Annotated in this window: 14 protein-coding genes; 11 read left to right on the top strand and 3 right to left on the bottom strand. The window is 62.2% G+C overall.

Annotation, left to right across the window (positions count from 1 at the left end):
• The first annotated feature begins 172 nt into the window (after positions 1–172).
• From HYR72_21805 to HYR72_21785, 5 genes are all read left to right on the top strand, one after another.
• The gene (locus HYR72_21805; GenBank protein ID MBI1817621.1) at positions 173–559 is read left to right on the top strand and encodes a DUF4260 domain-containing protein; all 387 of its coding nucleotides are present in this window, start codon (positions 173–175) and stop codon (positions 557–559) included.
• A gap of 122 nt (positions 560–681) precedes the next feature.
• Positions 682–1,503, top strand: coding sequence for an isocitrate lyase/phosphoenolpyruvate mutase family protein (locus HYR72_21800; protein MBI1817620.1), 822 nt, complete (start codon positions 682–684; stop codon positions 1,501–1,503).
• A gap of 151 nt (positions 1,504–1,654) precedes the next feature.
• Positions 1,655–2,014: a hypothetical protein gene (locus HYR72_21795; GenBank protein ID MBI1817619.1), complete on the top strand. Its 360-nt coding sequence runs from the start codon at positions 1,655–1,657 to the stop codon at positions 2,012–2,014.
• A complete protein-coding gene (locus tag HYR72_21790; protein ID MBI1817618.1) occupies positions 2,011–2,613 on the top strand; it encodes a hypothetical protein in 603 nt (200 codons plus the stop codon). Before HYR72_21795 ends, HYR72_21790 begins: the two co-directional genes overlap by 4 nt.
• Entirely contained in the window at positions 2,591–3,058 is a 468-nt protein-coding gene (locus tag HYR72_21785) for a hypothetical protein (protein ID MBI1817617.1), read from the top strand. Before HYR72_21790 ends, HYR72_21785 begins: the two co-directional genes overlap by 23 nt.
• Positions 3,059–3,101: 43 nt before the next feature.
• Here the strand turns inward: HYR72_21785 and HYR72_21780 are convergent, their stop codons facing one another.
• The 3 genes from HYR72_21780 to HYR72_21770 form a co-directional block, all read right to left on the bottom strand.
• Complete coding sequence (locus HYR72_21780) at positions 3,102–4,511, bottom strand: multicopper oxidase family protein (GenBank protein MBI1817616.1); 1,410 nt, start codon at positions 4,509–4,511, stop codon at positions 3,102–3,104.
• Positions 4,512–4,722: 211 nt separating this feature from the next.
• On the bottom strand, positions 4,723–5,604 hold the full coding sequence (locus HYR72_21775; GenBank protein MBI1817615.1) for a hypothetical protein: 882 nt from the start codon (positions 5,602–5,604) through the stop codon (positions 4,723–4,725).
• A 62-nt stretch (positions 5,605–5,666) separates the two neighbouring features.
• On the bottom strand, positions 5,667–6,050 hold the full coding sequence (locus tag HYR72_21770) for a hypothetical protein (protein MBI1817614.1): 384 nt from the start codon (positions 6,048–6,050) through the stop codon (positions 5,667–5,669).
• Between the two features lie 357 nt (positions 6,051–6,407).
• Here HYR72_21770 and HYR72_21765 point away from each other — a divergent pair, with 357 nt between their 5' ends.
• The 6 genes from HYR72_21765 (at position 6,408) to HYR72_21740 (ending at position 12,495) form a co-directional block, all read left to right on the top strand.
• Positions 6,408–7,796: a cytochrome C gene (locus HYR72_21765; protein ID MBI1817613.1), complete on the top strand. Its 1,389-nt coding sequence runs from the start codon at positions 6,408–6,410 to the stop codon at positions 7,794–7,796.
• 37 nt (positions 7,797–7,833) lie between these two features.
• The gene (locus HYR72_21760) at positions 7,834–8,310 is read left to right on the top strand and encodes a hypothetical protein (GenBank protein ID MBI1817612.1); all 477 of its coding nucleotides are present in this window, start codon (positions 7,834–7,836) and stop codon (positions 8,308–8,310) included.
• 61 nt (positions 8,311–8,371) lie between these two features.
• Positions 8,372–8,749, top strand: a complete 378-nt coding sequence (locus tag HYR72_21755) for a cytochrome c (protein ID MBI1817611.1) — start codon at positions 8,372–8,374, stop codon at positions 8,747–8,749.
• Positions 8,750–8,768: 19 nt separating this feature from the next.
• A complete protein-coding gene (locus tag HYR72_21750; GenBank protein ID MBI1817610.1) occupies positions 8,769–10,712 on the top strand; it encodes an FAD-dependent oxidoreductase in 1,944 nt (647 codons plus the stop codon).
• Complete coding sequence (locus tag HYR72_21745; protein MBI1817609.1) at positions 10,690–11,154, top strand: Rieske 2Fe-2S domain-containing protein; 465 nt, start codon at positions 10,690–10,692, stop codon at positions 11,152–11,154. Before HYR72_21750 ends, HYR72_21745 begins: the two co-directional genes overlap by 23 nt.
• 36 nt (positions 11,155–11,190) lie before the next feature.
• Positions 11,191–12,495, top strand: coding sequence for a cytochrome b N-terminal domain-containing protein (locus HYR72_21740; protein MBI1817608.1), 1,305 nt, complete (start codon positions 11,191–11,193; stop codon positions 12,493–12,495).
• Positions 12,496–12,500 lie beyond the last annotated feature (5 nt).

Here is a 12,500-nt window from a genome sequence, read left to right as displayed (position 1 = left end):
GGCGCACGACGGTGCGCCCGGCCGCGAACGGGGTTCGGTTCCTGGGTAGATGCGCCGCAATGGCGATTCCGTTAGCGGCTGCGTTCGTCGTAGGATGGCAGCGCGATGTCGAGCACCCTCGAGGTGGAGATGCTGATGCGAACTCAGGCTGAGCCGGCGACGAAAGGATGCGATGTCTCTCCCGCGTGATGCTCCCCGCATCTGGCTTCGCATCGAGGCGGCTGCCGCGCTGGCGTTCGCAGTAGCTTGCTACGTGTGGCTCGGGCGGGGTTGGGGACTATTCGCACTGCTCTTCTTGGTACCCGACGTGTCGTTTGTCGGATACCTTGGCGGTCCGCGGTTGGGCGCGTGGGTGTACAACGTGGCCCACAGCACGATCGGACCACTCGCGCTGCTGGTCGTGTCGCAGCTCGAACCCGCACGGCCACTGACGATTGCGGGGCTGATCTGGCTTGCGCACATTGGATTCGATCGCATGCTCGGATACGGTCTGAAATATCCGAGCGATTTTCACGACACGCACCTTGGTCGGATCGGCAGATCGCCGGATGAAATGTAATGCGATGGCCCGTCCCTATCGCGCCGCCGCGGTTCCGTTTGCGAGCCCGTTCGTCGTAGGATGACCGCGCCGCATGGGACACCTTGGTGGATTGTTGAGCGCCCGCGAGTGTGGAGATGCTGATGCGAACTCAAACCGAAAAGGGAATCGCTTTTCGCGCACTGCACGAACGCGACAGCGCGTTCATCATTCCCAATCCGTGGGACGTCGGCACCGCGCGGTTGCTGGCGCACCTCGGATTCGAGGCGCTCGCGACTACCAGCGCCGGCTATGCGTTCTCGGTTGGGCGGCGTGATGGGGCGATCGGTCGCGACGAAATGCTGGACCATGTTCGAAGCATCGTGTCCGCCACCGACCTGCCCGTCAGCGCCGATCTCGAGAACGGCTTCGGCGATGACGCGGAGACGGTCGCGGAAACCGTGCGGCTCGCCGCGGCAACGGGGCTCGTCGGTGGGTCGATCGAAGACGCCACTGGTCGCGCGGATGATCCGATCTATGCGTTGCCGCTTGCGGTCGAGCGAGTCCGTGCCGCAAGTCAGGTGTCACGCGCGCTGCCGTTTCCTTTCACACTGACGGCGCGGGTAGAAAACTTCCTGGTCGGGCGGCGCGATCTCGCCGACACGATCAAGCGGCTGCAGGCCTACCAGGAGGCCGGGGCGGATGTGCTCTACGCACCGGGGCTGGCCAGCAAAGATGACATCGCCGCGGTGGTGAGCTCCGTCGACCGCCCGGTGAACGTCGTGATGGGATTGCAAGGCGTGCAACTCAGTCTCGCCGAGCTCTCGGCGATGGGAGTGAAGCGCGTGAGTGTCGGCAGTGCGCTCTCCCGCGCCGCGCTCGGCGCCTTTCTACGCGCGGCGCGGGAAATGCGAGAACGCGGGACCTTTGCTTTCGCGGCCGATGCCGTGAGCTTTCGCGACATCAGCGCGATGTTCGAAGCTTGATCTGGGTCGTCACCGGCCGCCGTTGGTGCTTCACAACTTGCCGGGCTTCCGAGGGAGTCTTAATGATCCGGCTAACCACATGCAGCCACGCCCGAGTACTGGCTTCACATATGGGACAGGAACGTGATAGTTGTCCCATTGAGGAGCGGCAATGGCAGAGGGTGAAGGAAGGATCACGGTTCGTGTCGACTTTCAATTTCCAGACAACATGCCATTGCTGTCTGCGGATCTGGCGTCATGCCAGGCTCTTCCCGACAAGGGGATCTTCCACCTCTCGTTCTTTCAATCGCAACTGCCAATGGTCCTATCCGAGAGCGATCCGCCGACTTCTGTCACGGCCCAATGTGTTGCACGGCTGGCCATCACCCCTCCAGTCATGCAGAGCATTATCGACTTGCTCCAGACCAATTTCGGAAAATTCGTGGCTCGTCTCACCCAGGAGGAGTTACGCGAGCCAGCGCCGAGGTCACTTCCTGGCCGACGGCGTCCTCGCGGTCACGGCAAATCATGACGCCGAATGCTGCGTCGCACAAAGCCAACGATGGGTCCGACGTAACATCGAATGTCATCGACCTGGGCACTCGCCGCGGGACTCATCGCGCACAGAGCAATACTTCACCCAAGGGAATAAGCGTCGAGCTGAGCATCGACGCGCTCGCCGAATATGCCCTGAACGTGCTTCAGGATACCACGCGGGCGATTGCTGATCAGAGACGTTTGTCTCGGGGCGATAGAGGGCGCGTCAGTTTCCGAATTGAGGAGATCAGGGGCCTTCTGGCCCGTAGGCTGTCGGCTTCGATCTTTGCAGCATCCGACACGTACGAAGCGGAATTTCGCCGTCTCGCTGACGACTGGCACCGGGAAACAGATCACTTTTCCAATATCCTCCGCAAGGTAATGTCCCCAGCATACCAAGAGATCATCGGCATGGGTGAGAAAGTGATACCGCTCATTTTGTGTGATCTTGAAACGACCGGTGGACATTGGTTCTGGGCTCTGAAGGCGATCGCCCGCCAGGACGCTGCGGCTGGGATTGACAACTATGATGATGCGGTGCGCGCATGGTTGTCGTGGGGCGCCCGATACCATGGGTATCGACGACGTGTCTAAGCAAAAGATTGAAGCGTGTTTTCCGCAACTGAAAAGAGGCGGATACAAGATTACAAGCCCAGACACGCGTCGATACAACTGTCACGCCTGGGCCGCGGAGGACGATCGGCATTGGTGGCAACCGTCTCCATACGGCGGGCTCTACTGGCCGCTTCCATTGACAGGTTCCGATGATGAGACTCTTGATGGCTATACTCGTGCTTTTGGGTCGCGTGGCTACAGCGTCTGCGATGACGGTGGGCACGAAGCGGGGTTCGAGAAGATCGCGATCTATGTCGATCATCGCGGCATGCCGAGTCATACGGCCAGGCAAAACGGCCCTGGGATTTGGACAAGCAAGTTAGGTGACTTGGAAGACATTGAGCACGTCAGCCTTGAGGCGCTTGCTGGGCCGGAACCTGCCTACGGAACCGTGACGAGGTTCATGAAGAGGAAACGCAAGTGAGTGGCGAGCCCGAGAAAGAAGTGCGCCGCCGCGACTGTGTCCCTCACACGGCGAGAACGCCCATCATGCCGCGATCTTCGTGCTCGACGATGTGACAATGGAAGACGGTTCGCCCAACGAAGTCGCGCAAGGCGACTGCGAGACGCACGATCTCTCCGGCGCGAACATTCACAACGTCCTTCCACGCCACGAACGGCTCGGGAACTCCGTTCCGCGACAGCACTTGAAAGGGGTACGTGTGAAGGTGAAACGGATGGTCCATCCGCCCGCGGTTCTCGATCTCCCACAGTTCGACATCGCCTAGCCGTCCCGCGATGTCCGTCCGGCTCGGATCGAACGTCTTGCCGTTGATGAAGAACCCCGTCCCCATCATCATGCCTTCACTGAGTACCAATCGCCGCCGAACGCTCGCGGCGCCTGGTGCCAGAGCCTCGACTACGCAAAGTCTTCTGGGGAGCGTGGGTCGTGCCACACCTGACGATGAGATGGTCAGCAGCGTCTGCGTGGTTGCGAGTGTGCCTCGGCCTGCATTCCGATGCATCCCTCCCATCATCGCTGTCCCGCGGTCGTACGGCAGATTGAGCAAGCGAAACTCTCCAACGCCTTGCAACTGGACGAGCACTTCAGAGCGCTCTCCTGGTGCCAACAGCAACTCGGGTACAGCCACCGGCGCTGCCAGGAGACCTCCGTCGGTCGCGATGAGGTGCAGGTCGTGTCCCTCCAGACTCAGTCGGTAGTAGCGAGCGTTACTGGCGTTGAGTAGCCGCAACCGAAGAAGCGACCGGCGCGGAGAAAGCGTCGGCTGCAGCGCGCCGTTGACCAACAGGAGTTCGCCCTCTTTGCCATTCATCCAATCGAAGGGCGTGTGTGCGGCTACGCCGCCAGCCGCGAGTGTGATGTCTTTGAAGACGAGCGTGTACTCCTCGGCACGACGCAACTCGCGCGAGTAATCCATCGGCCCTTTCACGACGACCGCGCCGGCGAGACCGGCAAAGAGCTGCTGCGCTACTCGACCATGCACATGCGGGTGGTACCAGTAGGTGCCGGCCGATCCGTTGGGAATGACGAACTCGTAGTCGACTGTTTCACCCGGGGCGACCATCAGGAACGGATCGTCGACTGATGGCGGAATGTGCAGACCGTGCCAGTGTACATTGGTTGGCTCGCTCAGACGGTTGCGGAACCGCACCCGAACTCTTTCTCCTTCACGGACGACCAACACGGGGCCTGGAAAAGTCCCGTTGTACGTCCAGAGATTTGCGGTGGTGCCCGCGACCGATGCCAATGCGGGCATCGCGATGAGTTCTGCTTCCGCGCGTCCAGGCTGGAGCCGGCGGATGGGAAGATACGATAGATAGCCGACCGGTGACCGTTCGATCGCAACGGCAGGAACGTAGCTGGCCACGATCGCACCGCCAGCGAGTTTGAGAACATCCCGGCGAGTCAGTTCCATCACGCAGCCCTCGAATCTTTGCCCACTCGGGCGGCGCTTAGCGCAGCAAGGACTGTTCCCGCTCTGTCGGTCGCAGCTCTCACGCCGATGGCCGCAGTGTTATCTCGTATGTGAGAAGGGATCTGCGAATCCGTCGCCTGTGTGAAAACCAGCGTCACGGCTATGGGCGATCCCTGGACGGTTGACCCCACACGCGCGGCTCATCGCGCACCTAGAACGGTTGCCACTCGCTAGCGGGGAAGATGTCGTCGATGAACAGGTCGACGATTCCGATCACGCCCCAATCCATGTCCTGGTGCGCCGTATCATTGAGCGGGAAGCGGCCGGCTACGCCGATCTCTAGGTAGCGATCCATGTAGACAATACCCGGTGTCGCGATGATCCTCGTGCCGTCTGCTTGTCCGTTGATGCCGTGCTCGAAGTTGAATTCGGTCATGGGAAGGAGATCGCTCAACGGCCACTCAAGACCAACGTCGCGGACGAAGGCCTCGAGGTAGGGGATGCTGTACTGCAGCGTGAGGTTGTGTGCGAGGGTCGTCGTCCGATCGTGATCGATCGAGATCTCGAACCCCGCGTCGCCTTGAATGGCGAAGGGCCGTAGATAGCGGAGCGATCGTGGCAGATCGCCGAAGCCCTTGCCGTAGAGGAAGAACGGCTTGAACGACCAAGCCTGCTCGGCAGCGACATCGGACGTCCCCGTCGGTGCCGTCGCCTCCAACGCGGCAGAGAGAATCGCCTCGTGCTCTTGGTTGATGTAGAAGGCGTCCTTCACGGTGATGCCGAGATTGTTGAAGCCAGTGGTTTGCGGCTCAGCCGGATCGTGTGGGCTGATGCTGTCCCACTCGGAGTCGAGCGTGATGCTGAGGGTATCCGCGAGCTTTTTCTCCAGACCAAAGCCGAGGCTGAATGACTTGCCGTCACGGGAATGATTCCATTCCGGACGGGCGATGACCATTTCGTTCTTGGGGTCAACGTCCTCAGTGACGAAGGGTTCGATGAACGATCGCTGTCCGACCACGCCGTGAGCGCGCACTTCGGTTACTACGAAGCAGCCGAGCACGATCATCACGGCGCACGTGCAAAAGGTTCGCATGCGCGCCTTCCTCCGCCGCAGATGCGACGGGTTGAAGTAACCAGAAGTGAAACTGTGTCAGATCAGGCGCGGAACGCTCTCGGCGGGTCGGTCGGTGGTTCGGGCGCGAGCTGCGCCGCGCAGGCGTAGAGCTGCGGCATGACTCGCGATGGCAACGATACCGCGACGACGGTGTCGCGCGCGGGAAGCACGGCGCGCGCGGTTGCTGTCGATGTCTGCTCGTGCGCAGCGTGGCTGCACGCGCTCATCAGTCTCAGCCCGCTTCGCTGACCGTGACAGCCCATCGTCTTGCCCTGATGGCATCCGACGCCCCGGGCGTGCATCGGACACTGCGGCGGACAGTGGTCGCACGCCCTGGCGAGCGGACCTGCTATCGGCGCCGTAAAGAGTGCCACGATCGCCGCGATGGCGACGGCGCTGATCAGTTGGTGCGAACTGCGGCCCATGAGGGTGGTGACTCCTACGCGCCGCTGGGTACGATGTCAAAAACTACCGCGCGCGAGCACGTCCAATTTGCCGCCGAGACAGTTCGCCAGCACTTGAGGTTGAACGCGAACTAGTGGTGGTGATGAGTCGCGCCTTTTCTTGGCGTCGGTCGCCATTGCCTTGCTCGGCTGATGCGACTTCACAGTCAGCAGTCTTCGATGGAACTTGAGAAAATCGAACTGGGATTTCTCACGAACCGGAAAAACACCGAATCCTTGTGCGCAGCCAATTCATTCGGGGGGCGTGGCAGGACTTGTGCTGAAGCGGTCTAGCTAGAACGAGCGACTACCAGATACCTCACGACAAAGGAGGCCGCGATGAAGTGGTTTCGCTTGGGAGTCTGGGAAGAAACCAAGACCAGTAGCCAACAGGCAGACGGACGCCTCGTAATCATCTCCGTTGCGCTGCTGGCGTTCACGGTGCTCGGAGTCCGCGATGCCGGGGCAGTGCCGAGCTATGCGCGGCAGACCGGCTTGGCGTGTTCCTCCTGCCATACCGTCTTTCTCGAGCTGACGGCGTTCGGGCGAGCCTTCAAGATGCACGGGTACACGACGCAGGCGATGAAGGAACAACTTGAGGAAGCGGGGACGGACAAGGAGGCGCCGCTGAACATCAATCGGACCTTTCCCCTGTCCGTTATGTTGCAGACTTCTCTAACGCGTACCGACGCGCAGCAGCCGGGCACGCAGAACGCCAACGTCGAGTTCCCGCAACAGCTCAGCATCTTCCTAGCCGGCGAGATCACGCCTCATATCGGCACGTTCCTGCAGGTGACGTACACTGGCCAGGACGACAACTTCAGCCTTGACAATACCGACATCCGGTACGCCGACGACACCACGATCGGTGACCGAGAACTGATCTATGGCGTTTCGCTCAACAACAACCCCACGGTAGAGGACCTCTGGCACAGCACGCCCGCGTGGGCCTTCCCGTTTGCCTCCGCCGACTCGGCCCCCACTCCGGCGGCAAGTGCGCTCGTCGATGGTGCGCTGGCGCAGCAAGTGGCGGGATTGGGCGGCTACTTTCTGTGGAACAAGCACCTTTACGCGAACGTCACCCTCTACCGCTCGGCACAAATCGGCGCACCGCAACCACCAACGACGACCAGCAATGGTACGATACGGGATGTCGCCCCTTACTGGCGTGTGGCTTGGCAACAGACTTCGGGACCGAACTATATCGAAGTCGGTACCTTCGGACTCTTTGCGCAAGTGATTCCAACCGGCACTAGCGGCGCTACCAACAAATTCACCGACTTCGCGTTCGACGCCCAATACGAGCGAGCGCTCGGCACAAACTCGCTGTCGGCCCACGCGACCTACATTTACGAGAATCAACAGCTCGACGCCACGCACGCCGCCGGCGGCTCGTCGAACGAAAGCGACAAGCTGCACACTGTTCGACTCGACGGCATCTATCACTACCAGAATCAGGTGGCGCTATCGCTCGGCTACTTTCTGACCCACGGAACTTCCGATCCGATCCTCTATGCACCCGCGGCGATCAGCGGCAGTGCCAACGGCAGTCCCGATAGCGATGGTGTGCTGGCCGAAATTGCCTACTTTCCATGGCAAAATGTGCGCTTGTCCGCTATGTACACCGTCTACACTGAGTTTAATGGGCGCGCCAACAACTACGACGGCTCAAGCCGTGATGCGTTCGACAACAATACGCTCTACGTCCTCTTATGGCTGATGTACTGACACGTGCTCCGGCCGCCTGGGTGAGGGAGACAACGAGATGAAGTCGCGCCTCGTGGTTGTGCTTATCGTCGTGACGGCGGGGTTGATTGGCGGTACACCCGGACGGGCCGAGAGCAACGACATCGACGATTTGCGTCAGGAGGTCACGGCACTTAAACAGACGCTCCAGGTGCTCGATACCCGAGTTGAGGGTTTGGAGCGGCAGGTGTCGTCGCGCCCGGAGTCGACTGCTCCGGCCGCGGCGGTCCTGGAGAACGCCGCACCGGCGGCCAGGTCGGCCACAACGCCGTCAATTCCGCGAGCGAACGCCCGTGAGGGCTGGCACAACATCACGCGAGGCATGAGTTTGCAGCAGGTTGAAGCACTGATCGGTCGTCCCGAGCGAACGATGAACGTCAGCGCGAATACGGTCTGGTACTATTCGTATCCGGACGTCGGCAGTGGCTCCGTCGTCTTTGCTGCGGACGGCAGCGTCATCGATTGGCAGCACCCGCCGTTCAACACGTGGTGGTAGCGGAATAGCGGCGGATCCGTTGCGCCGTCACTAGGCCGCGAAACGGAGAAGGGAGATTCCCATGCGGGTCGTTCATTCGTTGGTGTGCGCAATTGTCTTGGTAGGTGCGCCGACGCTCTTGCATGTGACGCCCGCGGCGGCTGAAGACGCGGCATTCGCGAAAGCGAAGGAGAACTACCAGAGCTACTGTCGTAAGTGTCACGGGGACGAGGGCAAGGGCGACGGACCGGGGGCGTCCATGCTCAACCCGAAGCCGCGCGACTACACCGACTGCAAAGTCATGAAGGACAAGAAGGATGACGAGCTGATCAAGGTTGTCAGCGAGGGCGGCGATTCGATCGGCATGTCCGCCGACATGCAGCCGTGGGGCGGCACGCTGTCGGAAGAAGAAATCAAAGGGTTGGTGAAGTACGTCCGCGGCTTCTGTAAAGAGCCGTGAAGAGCCGCGGGCCGGCTCGATGAGTACCGTGGCGGAGCGGATATCAGCAGCGATCCGTCCGCTGGCGTGGTTTCGCGATAACGTTCCGTGTCTCGCCGCGTGCCCGGTCAAAACCGACGCGGGCCGCTACGTGCAACTGATCGGGGAGGGACGCTATGCGGAGGCCTACGCCGTGGCGCGGTCGCCGAATCCCATCGCCTCCATCTGCGGGCGCACGTGCGGCGCTCCGTGCGAGGACGCGTGCCGGCGCGGCGCGATCGACGCTCCGGTGGCCATCCGCCCGTTGAAGCGCTTTGTCACTGAGCGGTTCGGCGCGGAGTCCTTCACGCCACTGCATCTTGATCTGGTGCCGGAGACGTGCCGTGGCGCCGGCCGCAGCACGACGCCGGGCCACGCCGAATCACTCGGAGTGAAGCGCGGCGCGCGCGCCAAGGTTGCGGTTGTGGGCGCGGGTCCCGCGGGACTGGCCTGCGCGCATGATCTCGCGATCATGGGCTACGCCGTAACCGTGTTCGAAGCGATGGAGCACGGCGGCGGGATGATGCGCTATGGCATTCCTGAGTATCGCCTGCCACGTGAAGTGATCGATCGGCAGATCGACGAAATCCGCGACCTGAGCGTCGAGTTCGTCTTCAGCCGTCCGCTCGACGCGCAGTTCGGTCTGCGGGAGATCCGCGCCGCTGGCTATCGCGCCACTTTCCTCGGCGTCGGCGCCGGCCGCGGTCGCGACTTGGCCATCGAGGGTGGCGACATGGACGGCGTGATCAAGGCCATCGACTTCCTGCTCAACGTCAATCGCGGGTACCGGGTCGAGGTGGGCCAACGCGTGGTCGTGGTCGGTGGTGGACTGGTGGCGCTCGACGCGGCCCGCACCGCCGTGCGGCTGTTGCTAAGCGGTGCCGAACGGGCGGCGAACGAGCTGGGGCGCCTGATCGGAACGGAAGTGCGCGTCGCTCTCGATGCTGCGCGCGAAGCTCGCCGGCGCGGCGCGCTCGAGGTCTCGGTGGTGAGCTTGGAGCAACTCGATGAGATGCCGGCGATGCGCTCGGTCCAAGGTCGCGAAGAGATGGACGTGACACGCGATGAGGGCATCGACTTCATCTCCGGTTGGGGCCCGAAGCGCATTGTCGGAGAGAATGGGCGCGCCAGCGGTATCGAGCTGATTCGCTGTGCGCGGGTCTTCGACGAGCACGGGCGTTTCAATCCCACCTTCGTTTCCGGGAGCGAGCGCGTCGTCCCGGCCCAGACCATTCTGCTGGCCATCGGACAGCGCTCGGATTACAGCTTTCTGCGGCCGGAGGACGGCGTCGAGCTCACTCCAGCCGGACTGATCACGGTTGATCCCGCCACACTCGCCACCACCGCACCCGACGTATTCACCGGCGGTGACGGCGCCTTTCCACCCGGTTTGCTCATCACGGCGGCCGAGCACGGCAAGCGCGCGGCGGCCTCGATTGATGCCTACCTCAGCGGCGGCCGCGATCGGCCGGCGATGCGGATCGTGGTCGAAGAGCAGCCGCTCGCTACTTATCGGATGCCCGACAGCTACGAGCGACTCGCACGCCACGTCCCGGTCGTGCCCGTCGACCGGCGGACGGGTATCACCGAGGTCGAGCGGTGCTACACCGAGGCGGAGGCGAGGCAGCAGGCGGATCGCTGTCTCTCCTGTCACGTGCATCCGATTTACAATCGCGACCTGTGCGTCTTGTGCGCCCGCTGCGCCGACATCTGCCCGGAAGACTGCATTAGCTTCGTGCCGGTGGAGCGATTGGTCCTGAGTGCCGCCGATGCCGCGACCGTCGCGGCTATCGCGCCGGCTGATCGATCGCACACGGCGTTCCTCTATGCCGAGCAACGTTGCATTCGGTGCGGGTTGTGTGCGATTCGGTGTCCGACCGGCGCGATCACGATGGAACGATTCCGTTTCGAGGAGGTCAACGATGTCGCTGCCGGCCGAGCCTGAACGCCGCCGCGTGTTGCAATGGATCGGCCAGTGGTCGGTCGTCGCCGCGATCGTCACCCAGTTCGCCGGAGTGGTGCGCGCGTTCGTGCCGCGGGTCCTCTACGAGCCGTCGAAAAAATTCAAGCTCGGCAAACCCGCCGAATATCCCGAGGGCGTGACCTTCGTTCCCACGCATCGCCTCTTTGTGATGCGCGAACGCAACCAGTTCCACGTCATCGCCGCCACCTGCACACACTTGGGATGCACGGTGGAATGGAAGGACAAGCAGGGAGAGTTCGACTGTCCCTGTCACGGCAGCAAGTTCAAGGCGGATGGCGAGCCGTTTGCCGGGCCCGCCCCGCGGCCGCTGGCCTGGTATCCATTGAGCGTGTCCGGCGATGGGTTTCTGGTGGTCGACTCGGGCAAGATGGTGCCGCCCACCTATCGCTACGCCGTCGCGTAAGAACAGTCCGGCGAAGGCTTTGGGGAGGGAAGGCGCATGCGCGCGCGACTGAAACGACTGTGGCGTTGGGTGAGCTGGACGTGGAGTCCGGCGAGCGAGCTCGAAGCCAGCACGGCAATTGTCGAAAACCTTTGGCTGCATTGGTTCCCGGCCAAGGTCGACGAGGAAAGCTTCGGATGGCGCTACAGCCTGTGGTTGGGAGCCATCACGGCACTTCTCTTCCTCATCCTGATCGTCACCGGCGTGCTCCTCATGTTCTTCTATGTGCCATCTACCGAGAAGGCATACTGGAGCATCAAGGATATTCAGTATGTCGTCGCATTCGGGTGGCTGCTGCGCAACCAGCACCGCTGGGCGGCGCACTTGATGGTGATGGCCGTTTTCCTGCACATGCTGCGCGTGTTCTTCACCGGCGCGTACCGCGCGCAGCGCGCGGCCAACTGGCTGGTCGGCGTGGTGTTGCTGCTGTTAACGCTGTTCCTCTCCTTCACGGGCTATCTGCTGCCGTGGGATCAGTTGGCGTTTTGGGCCGTCACCGTCGGGACGAACATCGCCAAAGAAGCGCCGATTGTTGGCGAGGCGTTGCGGTTTGTTCTCTTGGGTGGCACCGAAATCGGTCAGAGCACGCTCGTGCGTTTCTACGTGTTGCACGTTGTGGTCTTGCCCGCTGCCGTGGTGCTCCTGTTCGCGTATCACATGTGGCGTATTCGGCGGGATGGCGGGATGGCGGTCACCGATCCCGCCGCAGCGGGCCCAGTTGCCGCCCGTGATACGGCAGGCGCGCCAGGCAAAACCTATTCCCTGTTCGGCGTCACGCCGGGTACGAGCCTGGAAGTGCGCGCGGCCGGACCGCGAGGCGATGAGTCCGCGGCGTTCTCGTCCCCGCACTTGGTACGTCGATTGGTGCTCGTCTTCCTTGCCGTATTCACCATCACGATCATCCTGAGTCTGGTTTCCGGCGCACCCTTGGAAGAGCCTGCGGATCCGTTCCTGACACCGAACCCGGCCAAGGCGCCGTGGTACTTTCTCTGGTTGCAAGAGTTGGTGGCGATCACGACTGTGCGCTTGGGAGGGATCATTATCAGTGGCGGGCTCATCGGCGGCATTGTGGTGCCCGGGCTTTTGCTCCTGGCGGCAGTGGCCTGGCCATTCCTCGATCGCAGCCCGCTCCGGACGATCGGCAAGTGGTTTCCGCCCGAGCGTCGAGTGCAAAACGCGACGCTCGGCGTCATCGCGGTGGTTATTCTCATCTTGGTTCTGGTCGGCGTGCTGATACGCGGCCCATACTGGGGGCTGTATTGGCCGTGGCAAGCTTGGCCGGAGCTCCCACGGCGATTGTGAGCGAG

The sequence above is a fragment of the Deltaproteobacteria bacterium genome (assembly GCA_016178705.1).
Taxonomy (GTDB): Bacteria; Desulfobacterota; Binatia; order HRBIN30; family JACQVA1; genus JACOST01.
This window is presented reverse-complemented; position numbering and strand designations above follow the sequence as displayed.

What these genes read in the sequence shown, in the direction of transcription:
- HYR72_21760 (MBI1817612.1), top strand. Translation starts at nt 7,834, where the DNA reads ATGAAGTCGCGCCTCGTGGTTGTGCTTATCGTCGTGACGGCGGGGTTG.
- HYR72_21795 (MBI1817619.1), top strand. Translation starts at nt 1,655, where the DNA reads ATGGCAGAGGGTGAAGGAAGGATCACGGTTCGTGTCGACTTTCAATTT.
- HYR72_21770 (MBI1817614.1), bottom strand. Translation starts at nt 6,050, where the DNA reads ATGGGCCGCAGTTCGCACCAACTGATCAGCGCCGTCGCCATCGCGGCG.
- HYR72_21775 (MBI1817615.1), bottom strand. Translation starts at nt 5,604, where the DNA reads ATGCGAACCTTTTGCACGTGCGCCGTGATGATCGTGCTCGGCTGCTTC.
- HYR72_21765 (MBI1817613.1), top strand. Translation starts at nt 6,408, where the DNA reads ATGAAGTGGTTTCGCTTGGGAGTCTGGGAAGAAACCAAGACCAGTAGC.
- HYR72_21785 (MBI1817617.1), top strand. Translation starts at nt 2,591, where the DNA reads ATGGGTATCGACGACGTGTCTAAGCAAAAGATTGAAGCGTGTTTTCCG.
- HYR72_21745 (MBI1817609.1), top strand. Translation starts at nt 10,690, where the DNA reads ATGTCGCTGCCGGCCGAGCCTGAACGCCGCCGCGTGTTGCAATGGATC.
- HYR72_21800 (MBI1817620.1), top strand. Translation starts at nt 682, where the DNA reads ATGCGAACTCAAACCGAAAAGGGAATCGCTTTTCGCGCACTGCACGAA.
- HYR72_21755 (MBI1817611.1), top strand. Translation starts at nt 8,372, where the DNA reads ATGCGGGTCGTTCATTCGTTGGTGTGCGCAATTGTCTTGGTAGGTGCG.
- HYR72_21750 (MBI1817610.1), top strand. Translation starts at nt 8,769, where the DNA reads ATGAGTACCGTGGCGGAGCGGATATCAGCAGCGATCCGTCCGCTGGCG.
- HYR72_21805 (MBI1817621.1), top strand. Translation starts at nt 173, where the DNA reads ATGTCTCTCCCGCGTGATGCTCCCCGCATCTGGCTTCGCATCGAGGCG.
- HYR72_21740 (MBI1817608.1), top strand. Translation starts at nt 11,191, where the DNA reads ATGCGCGCGCGACTGAAACGACTGTGGCGTTGGGTGAGCTGGACGTGG.
- HYR72_21780 (MBI1817616.1), bottom strand. Translation starts at nt 4,511, where the DNA reads ATGGAACTGACTCGCCGGGATGTTCTCAAACTCGCTGGCGGTGCGATC.
- HYR72_21790 (MBI1817618.1), top strand. Translation starts at nt 2,011, where the DNA reads ATGACGCCGAATGCTGCGTCGCACAAAGCCAACGATGGGTCCGACGTA.